The following is a 21,628-nucleotide window of genomic DNA, read 5'->3' as shown; positions in this document are numbered from 1 at the left end:
TACATCGGTTAAAGCAGACGCCCTACCAGAGACAGTAACCTATACCGATTAAATAGGATGGCGGCAGCAGGCCTAAAAACCTGCTGCCCAGTCGTCCCCACGCGGATCGCCGGCCCCTTCCAAGGTCCCTTCCGGGGTGACTAAAATGGCATCCACGCGCCCATAGGCACTGCGCTCCCGCAGCGGATGCCCCTTGGCCCGCAGGGCCTCCATCACCGCATCCGAAAATGCGCCCGGCTCATGCTGAATGTCCTCCGGATACCACTGATGATGAAAACGAGGTGCCGCCACAGCTCCCGACATGCTCATCCCATGCGCGAGCACATTTAAAATCGTCTGAAAAACGGAGGTAATGATCGTCGAACCACCAGGAGTGCCGACCACCATAAAAAGTTTCCCCTCCCGCTCGATGATCGTGGGTGTCATCGCGCTGAGCATACGTTTTCCAGGCGCGATGGCATTCGCGGCGCCACCCAGCAAGCCATACATGTTCGGGAACCCCGGCTTGATACTGAAGTCATCCATCTCATTATTCAGCAGGAAGCCCGCCCCATGCACGAAGGTCTTCGAGCCGTAAGAAGAATTTATCGTGGTGGTCACCGAAACAGCATGCCCTGCTGCATCGATGATGCTGTAATGGGTCGTCTCCTCAGACTCTGGATACACCCAAAACATCTCTTTCACCTCCGCACTAGGCGTAGCTCGCTCGGCCGAGATCCGGGACACGCGCGAGCGCAAATAGGCCGGATCTAATAGCGCCTGCTGGGGCACAGGCCAAAAATCAGGATCCCCCAAATGGGCTGCCCGATCCGCATAAACGCGCCGCATCAGCTCCGTCATCCAGTGGACCGACTCGGCAGACTGCCAACCCATTTCCGTAAAATCTACCTGCTCGGCCATGCCTAAAAGTTGCGCCAAGGCGATCCCCCCAGAGCTACTGGGGCCCATGCCAACCACCTGATACTCCCGGTAGCTGCTGATAACCGGGTCGCGCCACTGAGCGGCATAGGCATCCAAGTCTTCTTGTCGCATGCGTGCACCACCGGCTTCGATTTCGGCGAGGAGCAGGGCGGCCGTTTCCCCACCATAAAACCCTTCTCTTCCAGCCTTTTGGATGCGGCGCAGGGTCTCTGCCAGCTCAGGCTGCTTTAGGATATCTCCCTCCTGCCACTCCGACTCCTTCACCAAAGCGACAGCTTCGGGAAAGCGATTATTTTCTATAAACCGCTCCTTTAGATTGTTATAATTGCGCGCCTGCCGGGCAGTAATCGGAAACCCTTCCGCTGCCAGCTCCACGGCCGGAGCCAAAAGCTGCTTCAGGGGTAGCGTGCCGAACTTGGCATGGGCGCGCAGCATGCCATCCACGGATCCCGGCACGCCGGCCGCGGTAGCCCCGTAGAGGCTTTTGCCCTCCATTACTTCACCGGCATCGTCCAGATACATCGTCTCGAAAGCATCTAAAGCGGCCTTTTCCCGAAAATCAAGGGTGTGATAGCGCCCTTCAGGCTCCCGATAGACCATAAAACCTCCACCGCCTATATTCCCGGCTGAAGGATAGACCACCGCCAGCGCAAAGTGCACGGCTACCATCGCATCGATGGCGCTGCCGCCTTCCTGTAAGATCGCCAGCCCCACGCGGGTGGCCTCAGGGTGTGCCGTCACCACCATGGCCTCCTTCCCAAAAGCCGTTTTGCCTTCCTGAAAAGAGGGTCTGTCGGACCCGCATTGCGCCAGTAAAACCAGCAGTAGCATGCCGAAAATACCCCGGCTACTACGGGAAAAAAGGCTTTGAGAAAATCGTCTTCGCATCGTAACAAGCGCCCCAAGGGGGCATAGAAAGGAATAAGCGTTATGGGTCTGCATAGAAAAAGAATAGGCTTAAGGCTGCGCCTGCAGGAAGTCGCTGCGGCGCTCTTGAAATTTCTGGATAAAAGCAGCTGTGGTCGGCGTGGACTCCGCCAAGCGTTCATAGGTGTCGGCAGAAATATGCTCCGGACTAAAAGGAGTGTACTGCACAAAGGCCTTGTTCTCACCTGCCTCACGCCCGTATTTATACGCATAAGGAAAGCGCCCTGCCGCGTCCACCTGCACCTCCGGCAATGTCGTATTCGGAATACTGATGTAGAAGGCCGTTTCGCTCGCCGCCGACTCGGGATGCAGCAGCTGCTCGCCATGCAAAAACGCATAGAGCTCTTCCGCCACATTTTCGGCAGGATCCACTAGAGCGATTTCCGCCGCCATCAGGTGCCGATAGCGGTACGTTTCGCCCTCCCGAAAGGCATATAATTCGCCTAGCACCTGCCGAATTTCCTTTTTTAAATAGGGATAATGCGTGCATCCCAGCAGCAGCACGCGGAGAGGCGCGGCATCGGGGCTCTGGCGCATCTGTTCCAGCAGCGACACCAGGTGATAGCGGACATAGTTTTCGGTGCTGTTCAACTGTAATATCTGGCAATCATCTGTATCGGGGCTATCGCAGAGCATGCCGCCCGCTTCAAAATTAAAGTTATACACTTCCCACAGTGCGCGCTCGATCGGGTGTTCGCTATGCTCGAAAGCCGGACCACGGTAGTTCGAGCGGATGCTTTGCGCCCCTGGCGCAATGTATTCGGACTCTCCATCCACAGCTTCGGCTACCCCCAGCCCCCCTTGGTTGAAAACCTGTAGGGTTCCCTTGGCTCCCAGCTCCTGCCACTGCGCGTGGAGGGTGTTCGCATAGCCTTTTGACTTCACGGTGCCTACCGTCGCGAAAACACCGACGCTGGCATCCTCTTCGGGATTCAGAAGCGCCAGTGCACCCCGTACCCCCGCATCGATTACCCCGATGACATGCACCGGCAGCTGGGCCCGCTCCATAAAAGTCATCAGTGCCTCCTTGCCGTAGGCCGTCGCCGTATTGCAGGCTACCACCAGCGCCTTGATGGCAGGCTTATCCGTTTTTAGCTGCCCCCGCTCGTCTACGTAGCGGTTGCCAAGCAGAAAATGGGCGTCTTTCAGAATATGCTCTAGAAGCAATTCGCTCTTCCCCTCCGAAGCATAATTTCCGTAAGGCATATTGGCCTGATCGGCCAAATAAATAAAGGCCTCGCGCTCGAAATCCGGGAGACCATCTGCGCCGGGGCTGCCATCTGCGTTTTGAAAGCCATCGAATTCCAGGATGGTGTCTAAGATGGTTAGCCCTCCCGTTCCCGAATCGAATACACCGATGGCCTGGCGGGGATCGAGGCGATAGGATTTCGTGTCCAAATAAAAGGGACTTTCCGGTTCCAAGAGCATGGCCCGCTCAAGAGGGGACCAGGAGGCGCCTGTTGCAGAGGCTTCTGTCTCCTTTTGAGCAGCTGGCTGGCAGGCGCTCGTCAAGAGACCTGCACCCAAAAGCACAAAGAAAAGTAGGGGAAAGGAATTACGCTTCATTTTGCTGGTTTATTTCGTAAATCTTGGCAAAAGATCGCAATTTTTTCGCAGAATTCAGGGCTGAAGCACACTTTTTACATAAAAGGTCGGGATACCCCCCCTTTCTTTTTCTAAGACAGCTGTCAGGATCAGCATTTAAAAGCGTGCAGCGCGCATTTTTCAACCCCATCGGTTAGCGAAGTCCCTGCTGCTACTGGCTCTAGCACCCGGAAGGAAACTGGCCAGCGCCCCTATTTACTAGCACAAGTAGCCCGCTTTTCTTGTTCGGAAACCCCTTTTAGCGTAAATTCGTATCAGAAGTTCACGAACCTTGACTCCACTGACACCCTATTTTCGACTCACCCGCTATGCGCCCACACCCAGCGGATACCTACACCTTGGGAATCTCTTTAATTTTCTGGAGACACTCCGGCTGGCCCGTTTTTTCAAAGCCCGAATTTTACTGCGCATCGATGATGCGGATGAACAGCGCTGTCGCCCCGAATATGTGGCGGACATTTTTGAGAGCCTGACGTATTTAGGCTTGCCCTATGATTTTGGGCCACGCTCAGTTCGGGAGTTTGAGGGTCACTTTAAGCAAGTGTACCGTATGCCGCTTTACCGGGAGGCTTTTCTGCGACTAAAGCGGCAGGGAAAGGTGTATGCATGCAGCTGTACGCGGAAGGAAATCGCTGAAGAGACGGAGTCGGACGGCTATCCGGGCACCTGTAGAGATAAGGCCCCGGCCTATAACCCGGGCCCTATCGCTTGGCGGCACCGCAGTGAGGCGACGCTCCCCGTCTACCTGCCCGCGATGCGCTTAGGTCCTTATATGAAACCTCTAGCGCCCAGTATTCGGGATGCGATTATCTGGCGCAAGGACGATGTCCCGGCTTATCAGTTGAGCTCGATCGTTGACGACGCCTTTTTCGGAGTGGACTTATGGGTGCGCGGGCTAGACTTGGAGGCCTCCTCACATTTTCAGTTTGCCCTAGCGAAAGACTTAGACTACAGCGCTTTTCGACAGACGGCGGTTTATCATCATGATTTGCTGCGCAATGCTGCCGGAGAAAAGCTAGCGAAAAGTGAGGGCGCCACCTCGCTTTGGGCACTGCGGGAGTCAGGTACTGCTCCTGGGCAGGTATTTCGCTTGCTGGCTGATCGGCTCGGCATCGCTGGACAGCCAGAAAGCGCCGAAGCCTTTATTCGCTGCCGGCAGCAGCAGCTGGAACGCTACGGAGAGGCGCTTACCTCGGATCATTAAGCATGCGGAAGCTATCCCTTAAAATTCCTATGGTAAAAAGAGCAACAAATTTTAGCTATAGGATTTAACTCTTTACATGGCTCGCTGCATTGGAACTATTTCTCCTACACTACCGAAAGTGTAAGTACTTATGTGTATTTTAGCAGTTGAACTACTCTGATATGCTAGATCTAGTACAGGAACTTGCCCAAGATCCATTTATGGAGTTTGCGCTCCTTTTGTTTTTAGCAGCCATTTTAGGCAGCATCGGAATTCTTTTACGCCAGCCGCTCATCGTCATGTTTATCGCGCTGGGAGTGCTGGTGGGCCCTTCTGTCTTAGGCATCGTGAATTCTAAAGAAAGCATTCATTTACTGGCGGAAATAGGCATTGCGGTTTTACTTTTTATTGTGGGGCTAAAACTCGATTTACGAATCATCCGCTCTGTCGGTAAAATCGCTACTTTAACGGGATTGGGCCAAGTTTTTTTCACCTCCTTTATAGGTTACCTTTTAGGCCTAGCTTTAGGATTCAGTAATTTACACAGTTTTTACATCGCCGTAGCGCTCACGTTTTCCAGCACGATTATCATCGTCAAGTTGCTTTCAGATAAAAAAGAGGTAGATGCCCTACATGGGCAAATTGCGATCGGTTTTCTCATCGTGCAGGACATCGTGGTCATCTTAGTGATGATCATACTTTCTGCGCTACGCCAGGGAGAGGAGCAAGCGCTGAGTTCAGCCGTGGGCCAAACCCTAGCCTCTGGGGCCGGTTTACTCCTTATTACCTTTGTAGCCACCCGCTATGTTTTACCTCGAGTAACGCAAGTTCTGGCTCGATCTACAGAGCTGCTCACACTTTTCGCGGTAGCCTGGTCCGTCGGACTGGCGGCTTTCGGCACGGGAATAGGCTTTAGCGGAGAAGTAGGCGCCTTTTTAGCAGGTGTCAGCCTGGCCTCCTCCGATTACCGAGAAATGATCAGCAGCCGGCTTATAAGTTTGCGCGATTTTCTTTTACTCTTTTTCTTTGTCAATCTTGGTGCTAATTTAGACCTCAGCCTAATTGGCGGACAAGTGCTCCCTGCCCTAATCTTTTCCCTTTTCGTGCTGATCGGGAACCCCATTATCGTTTTGATCATCATGGGCGCGATGGGCTACCGGAAACGGACCGCCTTTTTATCAGGACTGACAGTAGCCCAGATCTCAGAATTTTCTCTCATTTTTGCCGGGCTAGGACTAGCCATCGGGCATATCACAGAAGAAATCTTAGGACTTATCACGCTCATCAGTTTAATTACGATCGCCCTTTCGACCTACCTGATCTTGTATAGCCATCCGATTTACGAATGGCTAGCCCCAGCCTTACGGATTTTCGAGCGCAAAAATCCTTCGCGTGAATCCGAGATGACTGTCACCAAAGGCGTTCTATACGATGTCATCATCATCGGGGTCGGTCGCTTTGGTGGAAAAATCGCATCTCATCTAGAAAAGAATAGTGAGCTCAGCTTTTTAGGCGTGGATTTCGACCCACGCCTTACACGCGCGTGGAAAGCCGCTGGGCGCAATGTATTCTATGGAGACCTCGAAGATCCCGAGATCATTCATCACATCCCCTTGCTAAAAGCCCGTGTCATTATCAGCACGATACAGGATAGGGTGGCCTCTCAGAAATTCATTCAGGTGCTGCGCAATTCAGACTACTCTGGAGCCATTTACCTGAGTGCACAGACCGACGCTGAGCGCGGATTATTAGCCAACTGTGGCGCTACAGACGTACTTCTTCCCCAAGAAATGGCCGCCGACTACTTCTACGAAAAAATTCTTTTAACTCACGAGAGCACTATAGAAAAAGCGCCATGATACTTCATGACGCTTACCCTTTGTCTATTTACTGTTTTCGGTCTGCTGCCGCTCGCCTAGGAACTTTCCTACCACGTACCCTCCTTTATAGGAGATGAATCCGGCTACCCCGAAAACTACTAAAAAAAACAAAACAACTACCCATGTGGAATTTTTCTTCTTTTCCATTTTTCTTACTTTTTAGATTATATGAATTAAAATAGTGTGCTATTCCGCTACCACTGGGACCTCTTGGCTGTTTTTATAATGGGCATAAGCCTTTCCCACCGCATAACCTGCACCATAGGCTCCAGCTGTTAAAACACAAACACCTTTGCAGATTCCCCATGCTACTGCTAAAGGGAGTATACCACCTTTAGTCGTAGTTAGTTCTCGATCATTTAATACTTCTACTCGCATGCTAATTGGGTTTTACTTCCGTATCTTTAAAACCAGTGTATGCACCCACTGCTGCTCCTGCTGTGACCGTGGCGGCACCCGCAGCAACTACTCCGCATTTAGCAGCTATCGTGGCTCCAGCCCACCAAACTGCAACAGCAACGGGGAAAATACCCCCATTTAAATTCTCACTCTCCGAAAAAGAAAGTTCAACCATGTTAACATCACTTAAATTGTTCATAAAAATTAAATTAAAAAAATCCTAACTATTTCAGGCTAGTAGGAACACCTAAGCTTCACACATCTACCCCATAGCTAGCATTTAGGGCGATTGCTTTGCATACTGTAAAATAACAGCCCTTCCGTGTGAAATCATGGATGGAAAAAGAAAATAGGAAAAGAAACAAAAAGAAAGCGATAATACCGAAAAAAGAAAGGAAACGAAAGCCTTATTCATAAAAAAAGAAAGCAAACGAAAGCAAACGAAAGCTGTTTCCGAAAAAAGAAAGCAAACGAAAGAAAAAGAAAGAAAAAGAAAGCAAGTAATCCGATCGTGACGTGCTTGTCAGCAGGAGGCTGGAGCGTCCTGCCACATGGGCCCACCTACCTAAGCAGCTGTTACACGAGATATGCTTTCCCTTCCAGTAGCAAGCACTTCCTTACCCAAAAAAGCCAAAAAAAAGCCCCTCCTTCCGGAAGGGCCCTGGTTATAAACCTACGGGTGCCCATATACTATAGCTACGTGGCGGCACTTGGATCTTTACCCACTGATCCCCCTGGGTGTAGGGCTGCCAAGAAGAATGACCGGTATAATCTTTAATCTCCGTGTTCGACCAGTTGGTGCGCACCCAGCGCTCCTGCCAAAAGTCTGCATTGTTGATGTAGACCAACATACCCGGCCCCCCATTTCGACGGGCGATATACTCGTCTTGATCCACGAACAAGATAGACGTATTGCCGAAGGCCAAATTCCCACGGATCCAAAGTAGATTATCCAAACGCTCTTTATTGAGCCATTCCTCATAATCGGAATAAAAAATACACGGATACCCTTCATGCGTCAAGATATAGGCATAAGCCAAATTCTTCCGCCAAATCTCATCGGTGTCATGGTTGGCCACAAAAGTAACCGCCTTCATCGGGTTTCGCTTCCAGAGCATATCTCCACTGAGGGCATTCAAGTTATCCTGGTCGAAGGCTTGCTCCATCAGGTAGTAGCAAGCGAAATCAAAAGCCGAAGAGGTCTGACTCGTAGCATTGACCCAGTTTTCGAGGTTTTGGGCATTACCATCCCAAAGCTCACCTACAGAAAAGCCCCCCACTTCATTCACCCAGTCCCGCACTACCCAGGCACCGAAACCTTTCACATAGTCGAAGCGCCAGCCATCGAAACCCATCACTTCCTTGTAATACTTGGCCACCGCATCTGGACGCTTCCACAGCCAATCCTGCACATAGGGCTTGACATGGCTGAGATCAGGAAAACCTCCGAAGACACCTTCATCGGCCTGCCGCATGTCATTGGGATGAAAATCGAGATAGCTGCGGAAAAATTTCCCCGAGGCAGGCACATAGCTGGTAAAAGTCTCCGTGCCCGTGAAAGGATTAAATTCGGAATTGCCACCGCTGTTATGGTTGATCACGATATCCGCGATCACCTCCAGTCCCTCCTGATGGGCGCTGCCGATGAGCGACTCCAGCTCTTGGCGCGAGCCAAAACGGGTTTCTACGGAACCCTGCTGGTCGAACTCTCCGAAATCGTAAAAGTCAAAGGGATCGTAGCCCATGGAAAAAGGCCCGTTCATCGTTTTGTTCACCGGGGGCAGCCAGATAGACGTGATGCCTGCCGCGCTCCAATCACTCACCTTAGATTCGATATGCTCCCACCAGGTCCCCCCAGCAGGCACATCCCAGTAAAACGCTTGCATCATAACCGGACCTCCCAGCTGACCCGCGCGCATGCTAGCATCGGGCGTATTCGGCGTCTGGGTGACCTGAATTTCATGCTGTACACGCTCGCCCCCCTCCTGTAGGTCCGTGATCTCCTCCGTTAAAGAAGAACAGGACCCAAAGGCCAAAATAAGCGATAAACTAAACAGCGTAAACAGGCGCGGCATTCGACTGCCGCCAAAAAGAAAATTTCGGGTGTACATAGTATTGGGTTTTTGTTAACTAAATAGCACCTCAATACAATATTATTATGTATTTAGGTTACTTTTCAATGTATTATTCTGAAAATCTAACCAAAAGCCCTCAAGAAAACAAGCTAGAAATGTAAAAAAAGTGATAAATTTTATGACAAACGATTGCGGCAACGTTTGCATAGACTCCTTACATAGAGGAAGTAAATGCCTCCGCTAAAAAGATGTATCGCAAGGCCTCCTTTCTTTAGCTCCAGGCTAAAGGGATTCACTTGATTAAAGAATATGCTCTAGAGGCTCCCATTCCCTCATGAGGCACCCGAAATTAACTTTATCCATAAATGGAACGTAACGACAAACTTTTAAAAAAAAACCTTATATTTGCAACTTATTATAATTCAAAACGTTAAAGCCCATCATGCAGATTAGTCCACCTTAATTTTTCTTTTACTCTCCAGCCATCTCCTGTTTTATTGGTCTTTTTTTAACGCTTACTTCCTGCATAAAACGGGGAATTTTATACAAATTTAAGTCTATTATACCTTTATATCTTTATGACTCAGTTTATTTATCGCTTATTCCAACCTACCCAAGCGAATCTAAAAAACGAAACACTTTCCGGTCTTACCGTAGCTCTAGCCTTAGTGCCTGAAGCAGTAGCCTTTTCCCTTATAGCAGGTGTGAGCCCCCTTGTGGGCTTGTACACCGCCTTTATCATCGGCCTGATCACCTCCCTTTTAGGGGGACGCCCTGGTATGATTTCAGGAGCCACTGGAGCCATCGCTGTTGTCATCGTAGCATTAGTAGCTAACCATGGTGCAGAATACCTCTTCGCCGCCGTCGTGCTCATGGGTCTTATCCAAATTTTAGTGGGTGTGCTAAAGTTGGGCAAACTAATTCGCTTAGTTCCACACCCAGTTATGTTTGGCTTTGTAAACGGACTCGCTATCGTGATCGCCCTAGCTCAGTTCGATCAGTTTAAGTGGGAGTCTGCTCCTGGCCAGTATGAATGGATGACAGGCTCTAGTTTAGCCATTATGGTAGGCCTTGTGGTTTTAACTATGGCCATTATCAAGTTTTTGCCTAAAGTAACAACTGCTATTCCCTCTGCTCTTGCAGCTATCCTAATTACAACGCTCATCGTCATCTTTAGCGGCATCGACACCCGCATCGTAGGAGACCTCGCCTCCATCAAAGGAGGACTTCCTGAATTTCACCTCCCGCTGGTCCCTTTCAACTTAGAAACGCTGATGATCATCCTCCCCTACTCGGCCATCATGGCAGGCGTAGGCTTGATCGAAAGCTTATTAACCTTGACCCTCATCGATGAAATCACCGAAACGCGCGGTCATGGAAATAAAGAATGCGTAGCGCAGGGTGTAGCCAATCTGACCACAGGCTTTTTCGGAGGCATGGGAGGATGTGCTATGATCGGACAATCCCTCATAAATGTAAATGCCGGCGGTAGAAACCGTATTTCTGGCATCGTGGCATCGGTAGGACTCCTGGTATTTATCCTTTTCCTCTCGGAATACATCGAAATGATCCCCATGGCGGCCTTAGTAGGACTCATGTTTATGGTTGCCATCGGCACCTTCGAGTGGGCTTCACTAAAAGTATTCCGAAAAGTCCCCCTGTCGGATGTGCTTGTTATGGTATTAGTTACTTTGGTAACTGTTATTCTCCATAACCTGGCCCTGGCAGTACTTGTCGGAGTGATCATCTCTGCCCTTGTCTTCGCTTGGCAGAATGCCAAAATGATCCGAGCACGCAAACATGTAGACACTAAGGGCATCAAGCACTATGAAATATATGGTCCCCTTTTCTTTGCCTCTGCTTTGGCCTTCGGCCAAAAGTTTGATCCCCAGGGAGATCCCGATGAGATCATCATCGACTTTAAAGAAAGTCGTGTGGTCGACCATTCTGGCATCGATGCGATTCATAAAGTTACGGAGCGCTATGAAAAACTGGGAAAGACCGTCTACATTCGCCATCTGGATACCAGCAGCAAAACCCTTCTCCAAAAAGCCTCCAGCATTATCAAGATACACTACATAGCAGATGAACCGACCTATAAGGTTTTCCTAGATAAAAAAGAGCAAATCGAAGCCTAAGGACCTAAATGGTACATTTTTCTCCGGTATCGGCCCTTCAGCAGAAGAGCCGATACCGGCTTAACACACGACCGGAGGGTTTTCACCAAAAGGTCTGCCGCTCGGCTCAAAAAAAACTATTTTATACGTTTTTAACACAACTTTTCTCCTTCCCTGCCGTAAGCCCCAAAAGAATTTATTTTATAAAAAGTATGCGCTTAAGGCCCTTCCTCCTCACTGTCTGCCTGCTACTTGGGTTCGTAGGGATGCATTTCCCCAAAGCCCAAGCGCAGCGGGAGGTCAACTTTATCCCTGAGCTTTGGGGAGGATTTATGACTTCGGGGCAGATCGCGCCACGGGTCTCAATCTGGATGGACACCCACTTCGTCCCGGAGCTCTTCTTGATTGGTCGTGGAGGGCTCACCTTTCACTCCGCCGATCAAAAGTGGTCTTTTACAGCAGGGTATGCCGCGCTCATGCTACGCACCGGATTTTCTGATGGACGCCTGGTACGCCCTGAGCATCGGCCCTGGGGCCAAATCGTCTACCGGCTGCCCCCAGCAGGACCTTTCACCAGTAGCTTGCGCTACCGCCATGACATGCGCTACCGCGCGCTTTTGGATGGCACAGAAATTTTAGATGAGTTTCAGTTGAACCATCGCCTGCGCGCAAATTTTAGCATGCGCTATAACTTTGGCCGAAGGCTAAGCCCACACTTCAACACCTCCATTTCCCTGCTGAACGAATCCCTATGGACGGTAGGGCCCGCTTTCGCCGATAATCCCTACGAGCACCGGATCTGGCCCATGCTGAACATCCAGCACAGAGCGGTGACCTTTTCCCCTGGCTACCATTTCCGCCTCTCTTTTCCCAATCCAGAGACGCTAAATGTGCGGAGTGGCTTTTTTCTATGGGTGACCATCAATTATGACTGGCGCAACTTCAAGCGGCATTTTCTGCGTGAGTTCCCTACGGATCACATGTAAAGGGATGGAAACGGGAGCTAGTGGATAAAAGCCTGAGCATACACGCCCCGGTAGGCTGTAAGGCAGTTAGCGCAGTTCTAAACCTAAAAACCCCAATGCCCTTTCGCTTGTTTCCCAGCTGGAAGGGCTTATTTTTGCCCTATTGGTTATTCCTTCCCCGATAAAAATGGATAGATTTCTTTTGCGCTATGGCCCGGTGCTTTTCAGCCTGTTCCTCTTTTCCTGCTCGCAGGCTCCCCCTGACAGCGGGGCTGCAGCAGCAGATGCAGGACAGGAGAAAGTCCTTTTGCGCATAGGCGCAGCTGCGGATCTGCGCTATGCGCTCGACTCCATCATCAGCCGATACCCGGATCCTACGGGCATCGAGGTGATCTATGGTTCGAGTGGCAAGCTTTACGAGCAGCTTTCCCGCGGGGCTCCTTTTCACCTCTACTTTTCTGCCGATATTCAGTATCCGGAGCGGCTGGTGGAGGCTGGGAAGGCCGGCAGCACGATTTATCCCTATGGGGTGGGCCGCTTGGTGCTTTGGCAGCGCCAGGGAAAGCGCGAGCAGCTGGCAGACCTGCAGGCCCCTGAAGTTCGCAAAATAGCGATCGCAAATCCGCGGCATGCCCCATATGGCCGAGCCGCTGAGCAGGCGCTGAAAAATAGTGGGCTGTACGAAGCGGTGAGCGGCAAGTTGATCTTCGGCGAAAACATCGCCCAGGCGGCGCAGTTCGTCAGTACGGGAGGAGCCGAGGCAGGCATTATCGCCCTCGCCTTAGTGCGTGGTAGTGCCTTACAAGCCTTAAATCCCATCTACACCCTTCTTCCAGAAGACCTGCACGCCCCACTACTACAGGGCGCCATCCTCACAGAAGTGGGCAGAGACTTACCTGCAGCGGAGGCCTTCTTTCGCTTTGTGCAGGGTCCTGCTGCCCAGGCCATTTTTTCGCATTTCGGATTCCAATCCCCTGCCGCATGAGTGACTTCGACCTGCTTCCCTTTTACCTCTCCTTTAAACTAGCCGCCTATACGACGATCGGACTTTTTTTCATCGGCCTGCCGCTAGCCTACTGGCTGGTCTTCCGTCCTAAGCGCTATAAGGTGCTCCTAGAGGCCCTTATCGGCCTGCCCCTCGTGCTTCCCCCCACGGTTCTGGGTTTTTACCTGCTCAGCTTGTGGAGCCCAGAGGCTTGGCTCGGCGGCGTGCTGGCCGAATACTTTAACATCCGCCTGCTCTTCACCTTCCCGGGCCTGGTGATCGCCTCCATGCTGTATAGCTTACCTTTTATGCTGCAGCCGCTGCAAGCCGGCTTTCGGGCCTTTCCCGAGACGCTGGTGGAAGCTGCCTATGCCCTGGGCAAAAGCCCCTGGACCACCTTCTGGCGGGTCATTTTACCCAACAGCCTCCCCGCCCTGCTCAGCGCCGGCATGCTGACCTTCGCCCATACGATCGGGGAGTTTGGGGTGATCTTGATGGTGGGGGGCAGCATCCCCGGAGAAACAAAAGTGGTGGCCATCAGCATTTATGATGAAGTGGAGGCGCTGAACTATGCAGCGGCCAATCGCTATGCCTTTATTCTGCTGCTGTTTTCCTTTCTCGTCCTGCTCATCGTGTACAGTTTAAATTACCGCCACCAGAAATTTTTACGTCTGCTATGATTCACCTGACACTAGAAAAAAAGCTTTCCGGGGCGGATGGTCCCTTTACCTTACAGGTGGATTTGGCTATCGCCAAAGGTGAATTTTTAGCCCTTTATGGCCCTTCCGGAGCAGGAAAAACCAGCATCTTGCGTATGCTGGCAGGCTTTATGCGCCCAGACGCAGGTCATATCCAGGTAGGCGATGAAACGTGGTTCCATAGCAGCAAAAGCCTGCATGTGCCTCCCCAAAAGCGCTCGATCGGTATGGTTTTTCAGGCCTACTCCCTATTTCCAAACATGAGCGTGTATGAAAACCTAGCCTTTGCCCTGCCGAAGGGCGCCTCCCCCGAAAGCATCCGCGAGCTCCTGGCGCTAATCGAGCTGGAAGGGCTGCAGGATAAGCGCCCCCACATCTTGTCCGGGGGCCAAAAGCAACGGGTAGCCCTAGCGCGGGCGATTTTGCGCAAGCCAAAAATCTTACTTTTAGACGAGCCCCTCTCCGCACTGGACACGAAAATGCGGCGTAAGTTGCAGGACATGCTGCTAACCGTCCATGCACGCTACGACATGAGCACGGTACTGGTCAGCCATGACCTTTTGGAGGTGCAGCGGCTGGCCTCCCGGATGTGCCTACTGGAAGGGGGGAGCATCGCCTATGATGGTGCACCGGACGCTTTCCCGCTCAGCTGAAGGCGCCCTTTTTTCAGTAGCTAAACAAGCCTGCTCCTTCACTATGGGAATGGCGCTAGCGGGGAAGGCTACTCCTGCTCCAGGCGGCGCATGTGATGGAAGAGTTGTAGATACTCCAAAGGCCGAGGCTGTTCGGATACCCGCGCCGCTCGCTCCTCCAGGTACTGGTCGAGCAGTTCGGCGGCTTTGGCCCGGAGGGCTAAATCTTCCTGTCCCGGCTCCGCTCCCTTTGGAATCGCATAGACAAAATGGCCTTCTTTCGCACTCGCCACAGGGATTTGGAAAAAGTCGCGCGACACGAAATCTCCCGTTTCCTCCTGATGTCTGGCTGCCTGAACGAAAAAATCTACTGCCGCATCCGGATAACCGAAAAAATAACCATAGGCACGAAAGCGGTCTAGCTTTTCCTCAAACTCATATAGGGTGAGCAGTCGCTCGGCCGGACTATCAGGAAAGACACCACGCTTTAAAAAAAAGTCTTCATGCGTGGCGATACGTTTTTTCAGTGCTTCCCGATGAAACACCAGCAGCTCGAAACCCCGTGACTGGCCATAAACAGCGCGGAATGGGATAAGCACAAAGCCCACCTGCTCGTCGGCCAGGAAGCGAAAACTGTCCTGTAGTACGCGCATGCGTGCAGCGGCTTCCTTCTCGTCAAGTAGTTTTCCCGTGAGGGTATCGATAGAAAAGGAAATGTGTTGCACCGTACTTATGGGTTTTAAGCCTCCAAAAACTGTAAAGAGCCCCTCATTTTGAAGGGTTTGTTTGGCCAGGGAATCCGCCCAGGCTAAGGAAGTGAGCGGTGGCTGCTGCGCGAAAACGGTGGACTGGGACAGACTGAAAAGCAAGACCCAGAACGTAAGGTACTGCCGAAGTCGAGGAGCGCTGTGCTGAAAAGAGAAATGCATAGGAAAATTAATAGAGCAAATAATTGAGTTGAATACGGTATTGGGTAAAGGCATGTTCAGGCTGCTGCCGGTGCGCAAGTGCTAAATCCAGCGAAAAGGCATCCTTTTTAGGGTTTTGCCAAAGCCACGTCATGGACCAGCCTCCTGTAACATGGTGCTGACCATAGAAAAGCAGGTCAGGCTGCTGCAGAAAACGCCCGACGGCACTTGTCGGATCGGGAAACTGCGTGGAGCCGGGGAGACTAAGCCCTAGCCGAGGGCCTGCTAGGAAGCAAGAGCGCCCCAGTTGAAGAAGGGAGAAGCGGGCTTCAGCTTCCCATGTTGTTACGGAGAAGCGTCGGAGGGCAGCCGCAGCAATGTCTTCTTGCTCCTGTACGGACCACTGCCAATCGAAGCGAAATAGTGCAGTTTGGCGCTGATGGCTCCATAGATGGCGACCCGCCACCTGACGCTGCGCATGTAAGAAATTAACCGCCTGAAAAACAGGGTCTAACCCATTCCCCTTTTGGCGCGTAGCCCGCAGCTCCTGCTGATAGATTCCTGTAGAAAAGGTCCGCTGCAGCCCTCCATGGAGCTGGTAGCTTTCCTGTCGTCCGCTGCCTGCATCTACAGGAAAGGCGATACCGTCTCGGAGTTGAAAGGTATTTTGGGCCCTGCCCAAAACCAAAAAGACAAAGCCTTCTTCTCCCCACTGCTGGCGGGCATGCAACTGTAAGGCCCACTCTTCCTGAAACTGATTACGCGTGAAGCTTTGGAAGGCCGTGCGCGTAAAGGTCTCCAGCCCGCGCATAAAGCGAAGGCGGAATTCCTGCGCAGCAAAAGCTCCGATCTGATTCTCCTCGATGCCGCGAGAAAAGCTCCCCGCTAAGCCTAGGGAAAAGCCCTTTTGGACGTGTAGGTCTTGACCGACGTGAAGGTCGTAGCGATTGGCGCGATAAAGTGGGCGGGGCTCCGCATCCATGGCGGCTGTCGACACCTGATACCGAAGGCGAAAAAAGCTGCTCATCCTGCCCTTCGCATAAGGAGCAGAGTGGCCCGAAACACCAACCCCCACGCGATCTCCCATCCAAGGGGAGCTGCTCTCTTGCGCCAGCAAAAAGGGGTTCCCTGGCTGGGCGGGCCCCTGAAGGAGAAAGGGCCGAAGGGTTTCTAGCTCTCGCGTGTAGCCAAAATCCCCCTGAAAGGACCAAGCCCCCAATTGCTGGCGCGACTGAGAGGAAAAGCCTACTTCCTGAAAGCCCTCGGGCGCCAATGCAGGCACTAAACTTCCTGACCCAGCTGCGTAATGCAGCGCCCCCTGATAAAATGCAGGCTGACCTTTCGCTTGCATTAAAAAGGGGAAAGCGGCATGCCAAGAGACATCTAACTGCTGCAAGTACCCGAAAGGATGCAGGGAAACAGATTCTCTGGCACTTTTTTGCGCTAGGGAGTCTGCAGGTGAAGCGACTGCACTTCCCCCAATCAGCACCAGCAGGAAGCTAACATAGTCCAGCATGCGTCTCGCTTTCATGGTCTGATAGGTTATCGGTTCGTCGGTGCAGGCATTGGATTGATGACGAAATCTTCCGTACTGTTATTGGTATCCTGGTAGAGGAGATTGCCGTCGATGGTTTGGGTTTTCCGGATGATCGATTCACTCGTATAGATGCCGTTTACGAAGGCAAAACCAGCATCTTGTGCCACAGGAATTCGCTTGAAAGCGGCATCTCCTTCTCCTCTAAGTGCTTCCACCGCATCGATGATCAGATTCGTCGGCACACGAACTACGGGAGGGCTGTTGGGGTTCGCTCCTGGAATAGCCACCTGTTCGAGCGCCTCGAAATTATCCGTTCTCCAGATGATCGTCGCCGGACCGAATACGGGCACGAGGGAGAAAGTTCCGTTAAAGGGATGATACAGCATGTCCATATTCGGTACATTCGGAGCATCCACATCCCGTTCAGAACCCACCACGAACAGCTCAAAATCCGCCTGACTGAGATCTACAGGGCTGTCTGGGTTCGCCACTTCAGCGCGATGATTAATCCCCTGCTGCGCGATGGTGATAGCCGTAAAAGGTGCTAACACATGGGTAGCGCCATTTCCTGGAATTCTCCAGGCCGTCGTGATAAATACATTTTCCTGATCTTCGGCGAAGGGGCTTGGGACTTGATTGGGGTTAATTTGGCCCGATGGGCCAAAAACATTAGATAAAATCAATCCATCCAACACAATCGGCTCACTGGAATTATTATAAATTTCGAAAAACTGATCGAAGAAATAATTAGCACCCTCGGGAGTGCGCGAACCTGTATAATAAACCTGACTGATGACCAGGTCTCCCGTGATCGCTCCCGAAAGGCGGGCCTGAATCGGGCTGCTGGCTAGGGTGGGGTTCAGCATGAGGTTATTATCTACGAAGTTCAAGTTTACCCGTACAGCTGCACCTGTGAGCATTTCTGCTTCGCTTTCCGTAAGTGCTCGACTGGCTTGTAAAGTATAGAGGCCGGGTACAAGATTCGCGAACTCCACTAATCCGTTAGCACCGGTTACTGCTTCTTCGCGCTGACCGGAGGCGGCATTCGTGAGGGTGACTTGGACATTCGGAGCCGCTTCTTCAGCGAAATCTTCAGGAAAGAGCACCTGAATAGTTGCATCGAAACGTTCTACACGCGGGGTGTCGTCGGTGGAACAAGCTACCAGCAGCAGGAATAGGGCCAGTAGCGCAAATGGGTAGTGAAACTGTTTCATAAATAGATAGATAAACGGTGATGTATGTTGATACTTTAATTAAGTTTAAGCTAGAGACTCATAGGCGATAAAAGACCTCCGCCCCGAAAAACAAGCTCAGATTCCGCTGAACGAAGGCTACATTTCGGGGGTCTTGGAATAAGGGTCTATGGTTAAATAGATTATTGACGAAGAAGGCAAAGCCGCGCCCCGCCTGAAACTCCTTATTCATGCGAAAATTCACTAGTGTCAGCGGGGGGCGCCGAACCGGAAGCAGCTGCTCAGGAGAGGTCAAGTTGTGAAAAGGAACAAACTCAGGCAGCAGCGCCTCCTCTGGACTGATGCGAAAGACTTCTCCTCGACGATTTAAAAAGGCCGTCGGAAGGGGATCAAAACCGATCACTTGGTCTTCCTGCACCCAGACCACCTGCACCAAGCTGGAAAGCACCAGCCCGGCCTGCGGAAAGCGATGGATCAAACGAAAGGAGGTGTTCAACTGTCGGCCTAGATTTCCCTGTCCCGCTTGAAAAAACGGGATAAAAGGGGAATTCACATGACGGAAGATAAAGTTGGGATTAATCTCTTCCCCTTCCACCGTGCTCTTGGTGCGGATATAGGCTCCATTTAGGGAAAGGGCCGTCTTTAGGGCCTTCCACTCTGGAAAGTCTACCGCAAACTCTACCCCCTGATTTACAAGACCTCTGTTGTTCACCGGTGCATCAAAAGCCAGAAACAAGGTGTCGAAGCGGGTAGGGCTTTCTGTCAGTAAGGGGGGCTGACCCGGCCGCAGTGCTTCCACCTCAAACAAGCCCCGCTGCGCGATAAAAGGCTGGCGCACAAAACTAGGCCCGCCGCTCGTGCGCTCGATAAAGGCATTTACCGTGTAGCGTATGCTGCCCAGCTCCCCTTCCATGCTTAGCTCCCCTTTACGCGAAAGAAAGCTACGCAACTGCCGCACATCGGGCTCGATGCGCCGCGTGGTCACGATCAGCAGGCGCTCGTCTGGGTCGGGGGCAAAAAAGTTGAAGTTTATAAGGTCTATAAAGCGCGGCCCCGGGCTGAGAAAATTCAATCCCGGAACCTTGGCATGCACCCCATAGCCTGCTCGCAGTCGATGCTTAGGGTGAATGGCGAGCGCCGTTTGCAGCCTCGGCTGCCAGTCCGTCCCGATCACCCGCTGCTCAGGACCGGAAAGAAAATAATGATCCATCCGGAGTCCAGCCTGCCAAGACCAGATTTTGCCCCCCAGGCGCAGGAGGAAGCGATCCTCTAAGTAGGCGGACACCTGGTTCAGTGCGGGCACCTCATCGAAGGTACGTGGTCGATCTCCAGCGTTAAAGTTTTGGCGTGGCGGCGTCTCCAGGTCGAACTGCCTACCCGCTCCCCGGTTCACATCGTGCCGAAGTTCGGAGCCGAGCACAAGTTTATGCGCCACCTTTCCTAGGCGCAGCGTTTTCGTCCACTCCAGGCGATGGTAGTAGTTGAGCGGATTTCCCTCCACGGTGGTCACATTCAAGTAGCGCGCCGGGCCGAAGGGTACCACCCCTGTGGTATCGGTAAAAAAGGTAGGCCTCGGGCCCACATTGGTAGTGATAAACTCGGTAAAAAAAGAGTTTTGGGCATGGCGCGTCAGCGCAAAGGTGCCTTCCAACCGATCATACCAGGTATTATTCCCCTGCAAAATCAGCTGTGCATTCCATCGAAACAGCCTGTCTTCAGATTCCCAGCTCCGCTGTGAGGGGTCTTGGTCTGCCTGCAGGGCACGTGAGGCCGTACTGTTTCCTAGCGTGAGGCGGTTTCGAATCAGCAGATCTCCGTCCCTGCCACTAAACTGATGTCCTAAAGTCGCCTGTCTCCGAAAAAAACGGTTAAACACATCCCGCGGATCCGGGCGCGAATCCATCGCATCCATATCGAGGCTCAAGGCATGGCGTGCCCCCAGCCGAAAGCCAGCCCCTCCGGAGAGCTGAAGGGCATTCGGATTAGCTCGTAACGTCAGATTCGGCTTAAAAGCGCCGATTCGAGTCTGAACCAATACGGCACCCGCCGTGAAATTTCCATGGCGCGCAGATCCTATGCCACGTAGCACCTCTACCGATTCGATTTGGTCGGCAGGGATTTGGCGCAAGTCAAAGCCTTGGTTGGCCACCGACTGGAAGGGGGCTGGTGCACCTGGGCTACTGTTGAGGATGTTAACATTCGACTGTAGGTTCGCATCATTCGAGAGCGGGCTACCATCCATGACGACGGCGGTGCCCATTTGGGCCACAGCGTTTCCAGCACCATTCGTGGACACCTGCCGGATCAAAATCTGTTGCGGTGTATTCACACTCGGATTAATCGCCAGCTGACCCGGTATGAGTTGCAGCACATCGCGCAAGCTATTCGGCTGCACATGCGCGATAGCCTCCCGCTCGATGAGCGAGCTCGTCCCGAGACCGGAAGTGTTTTCTTTTGCAGTCACCGTCACCTCCTGTAGCTCTAAACTTCGGCTGTTTAGCGTAAGGGTAATCGTGGGGGGGAGTTGGCCTTCGGCCAAAAGCGTATCAAGGGTCTCATAGCCCATCATTTGGGCGCGAAGTCGCAGCGGCCCAGCACCCACAGCCTGAAAAATCCCCTGGCCTTCTTGATTCGTCAATAGATAGGCCCCGCTTGGTTCCAGCTGAACGACAGCCCCGGGAAGAGCAAGACCGCCAGTATCAAGCAGCCGTATGCGCAGAGACTGCTCCTGTACCTGCCCTTGGACGGGCAAAGCAATAAATGTAACGAGGAGGTAAAGGGTGAGCGAGAGTAGGCGCATGTAGCTTACATTTGGCTACAAATGTAGATAAATTAATCTTAATGCAACAATATTGCGATTAAAAACCTTAAGTCATCCTTTCTATCCGCATCAAGCCCCGGGATGCTCATAGCACTTTTTCTTCTTTTAGCACCAACTTATACCCCACTCCACGGATGCTCAGAAGCTGCAGACGTGGCTCTGCGGCGAGTAATTTGCGCAGGCGCGAAATAAACACATCCAAGCTACGGCTGGCATAGCCTTCCTCCTGGCCCCAAACTGCCTGCCAGAGGGCTTCCTTTTCCATCACTTCGCCTGCATGCTGCCATAAGACCTGGAGCAGCAGGCTTTCCTTGTACGACAGGGTCACCTCATCCTCAGGGCGGACCAGGCGCTGCTGCCGAGGGAAAAAGCGCAATAAGCCCAGCCGAAGCCCTTCTTCCTGTTCCTTTTCCGCGGGGGCTGGCGGCGCTAAGAAGCGTTCCATGCGCACGACCAGCTCCTCTAAACTGAAAGGTTTACGCACATAATCCACGGCACCGAGCTGGAGGGCTTGCACGGCATCCTTCGGCAGTATGCGCGCAGTAAGCATCAGCACGGGAAGTTCGGGGCGCTGCTGGCGCAAAAGCTGGAGCACCTCGAAACCATCCCGCTTCGGCAGGCCACCATCTAACAGCACCATATCGATCTCAGGCTCCAGCGCGGCCGCCAGGCCCGCTTCGCCATCGCGCTCCCATCGGACCTGGAACCCTGCCTCCTCTAGCCCCTCGCAAAGCAAAAATGCTAAATTTTGCTCGTCTTCTATGACAAGGATCTGTTTCATC

Annotated in this window: 18 protein-coding genes; 7 read left to right on the top strand and 11 right to left on the bottom strand. The window is 52.3% G+C overall.

Annotation, left to right across the window (positions count from 1 at the left end; translation table 11 throughout):
• Window positions 1-72: 72 nt before the first annotated feature.
• Entirely contained in the window at window positions 73-1,809 is a 1,737-nt protein-coding gene (ggt, locus tag ACXIT9_RS10125) for a gamma-glutamyltransferase (protein ID WP_458056109.1), read from the bottom strand.
• A 69-nt stretch (window positions 1,810-1,878) separates the two neighbouring features.
• Entirely contained in the window at window positions 1,879-3,414 is a 1,536-nt protein-coding gene (locus tag ACXIT9_RS10120; RefSeq protein ID WP_458056108.1) for a glutamate racemase, read from the bottom strand.
• Between the two features lie 310 nt (window positions 3,415-3,724).
• Between ACXIT9_RS10120 and ACXIT9_RS10115 the strand changes: the two genes are divergently transcribed.
• Entirely contained in the window at window positions 3,725-4,657 is a 933-nt protein-coding gene (locus tag ACXIT9_RS10115; RefSeq protein WP_458056107.1) for a glutamate--tRNA ligase family protein, read from the top strand.
• A 161-nt stretch (window positions 4,658-4,818) separates the two neighbouring features.
• Window positions 4,819-6,495, top strand: coding sequence for a cation:proton antiporter (locus ACXIT9_RS10110; RefSeq protein WP_458056106.1), 1,677 nt, complete (start codon window positions 4,819-4,821; stop codon window positions 6,493-6,495).
• A 24-nt stretch (window positions 6,496-6,519) separates the two neighbouring features.
• On the opposite strand, the gene ACXIT9_RS10105 is transcribed toward ACXIT9_RS10110, so the two are convergent.
• The 4 genes from ACXIT9_RS10105 to ACXIT9_RS10090 form a co-directional block, all read right to left on the bottom strand.
• A complete protein-coding gene (locus ACXIT9_RS10105; protein ID WP_458056105.1) occupies window positions 6,520-6,663 on the bottom strand; it encodes a hypothetical protein in 144 nt (47 codons plus the stop codon).
• 39 nt (window positions 6,664-6,702) lie between these two features.
• Window positions 6,703-6,894 carry a class IIb bacteriocin, lactobin A/cerein 7B family gene (locus ACXIT9_RS10100; RefSeq protein ID WP_009056700.1) on the bottom strand — a complete coding sequence of 64 codons (192 nt, stop codon included), beginning with the start codon at window positions 6,892-6,894 and terminating at the stop codon, window positions 6,703-6,705.
• Between the two features lies 1 nt (window position 6,895).
• On the bottom strand, window positions 6,896-7,114 hold the full coding sequence (locus ACXIT9_RS10095; protein WP_458056104.1) for a hypothetical protein: 219 nt from the start codon (window positions 7,112-7,114) through the stop codon (window positions 6,896-6,898).
• 466 nt (window positions 7,115-7,580) lie between these two features.
• Complete coding sequence (locus ACXIT9_RS10090) at window positions 7,581-9,026, bottom strand: alpha-amylase (RefSeq protein WP_458056103.1); 1,446 nt, start codon at window positions 9,024-9,026, stop codon at window positions 7,581-7,583.
• A 542-nt stretch (window positions 9,027-9,568) separates the two neighbouring features.
• On the opposite strand from ACXIT9_RS10090, the gene ACXIT9_RS10085 reads away from it, so the two are divergent.
• From ACXIT9_RS10085 to ACXIT9_RS10065, 5 genes are all read left to right on the top strand, one after another.
• Window positions 9,569-11,128 carry a SulP family inorganic anion transporter gene (locus ACXIT9_RS10085; protein WP_458056102.1) on the top strand — a complete coding sequence of 520 codons (1,560 nt, stop codon included), beginning with the start codon at window positions 9,569-9,571 and terminating at the stop codon, window positions 11,126-11,128.
• 191 nt (window positions 11,129-11,319) lie between these two features.
• A complete protein-coding gene (locus ACXIT9_RS10080) occupies window positions 11,320-12,093 on the top strand; it encodes a DUF2490 domain-containing protein (protein WP_458056101.1) in 774 nt (257 codons plus the stop codon).
• Between the two features lie 166 nt (window positions 12,094-12,259).
• On the top strand, window positions 12,260-13,057 hold the full coding sequence (gene modA / locus ACXIT9_RS10075) for a molybdate ABC transporter substrate-binding protein (RefSeq protein ID WP_458056100.1): 798 nt from the start codon (window positions 12,260-12,262) through the stop codon (window positions 13,055-13,057).
• The gene (gene modB / locus ACXIT9_RS10070; RefSeq protein WP_458056099.1) at window positions 13,054-13,737 is read left to right on the top strand and encodes a molybdate ABC transporter permease subunit; all 684 of its coding nucleotides are present in this window, start codon (window positions 13,054-13,056) and stop codon (window positions 13,735-13,737) included. The genes modA and modB overlap by 4 nt, the downstream gene beginning before the upstream one ends.
• Window positions 13,734-14,408 carry an ABC transporter ATP-binding protein gene (locus ACXIT9_RS10065; RefSeq protein WP_458056098.1) on the top strand — a complete coding sequence of 225 codons (675 nt, stop codon included), beginning with the start codon at window positions 13,734-13,736 and terminating at the stop codon, window positions 14,406-14,408. The genes modB and ACXIT9_RS10065 overlap by 4 nt, the downstream gene beginning before the upstream one ends.
• 68 nt (window positions 14,409-14,476) lie before the next feature.
• Here the strand turns inward: ACXIT9_RS10065 and ACXIT9_RS10060 are convergent, their stop codons facing one another.
• The 5 genes from ACXIT9_RS10060 to ACXIT9_RS10040 form a co-directional block, all read right to left on the bottom strand.
• On the bottom strand, window positions 14,477-15,316 hold the full coding sequence (locus tag ACXIT9_RS10060; protein WP_458056097.1) for a hypothetical protein: 840 nt from the start codon (window positions 15,314-15,316) through the stop codon (window positions 14,477-14,479).
• A gap of 7 nt (window positions 15,317-15,323) precedes the next feature.
• Complete coding sequence (locus ACXIT9_RS10055) at window positions 15,324-16,826, bottom strand: DUF6850 family outer membrane beta-barrel protein (protein WP_458056096.1); 1,503 nt, start codon at window positions 16,824-16,826, stop codon at window positions 15,324-15,326.
• A gap of 11 nt (window positions 16,827-16,837) precedes the next feature.
• Window positions 16,838-18,046, bottom strand: coding sequence for a DUF4876 domain-containing protein (locus ACXIT9_RS10050; RefSeq protein WP_458056095.1), 1,209 nt, complete (start codon window positions 18,044-18,046; stop codon window positions 16,838-16,840).
• A 58-nt stretch (window positions 18,047-18,104) separates the two neighbouring features.
• Window positions 18,105-20,825 (bottom strand): TonB-dependent receptor, encoded by a 2,721-nt coding sequence (locus ACXIT9_RS10045; protein WP_458056094.1) that lies wholly within the window; start codon window positions 20,823-20,825, stop codon window positions 18,105-18,107.
• 106 nt (window positions 20,826-20,931) lie between these two features.
• A complete protein-coding gene (locus ACXIT9_RS10040) occupies window positions 20,932-21,627 on the bottom strand; it encodes a response regulator transcription factor (RefSeq protein ID WP_458056093.1) in 696 nt (231 codons plus the stop codon).
• Between the last annotated feature and the right edge of the window lies 1 nt (window position 21,628).

It is taken from the genome of Nitritalea sp., from assembly GCF_054166705.1.
This window is presented reverse-complemented; position numbering and strand designations above follow the sequence as displayed.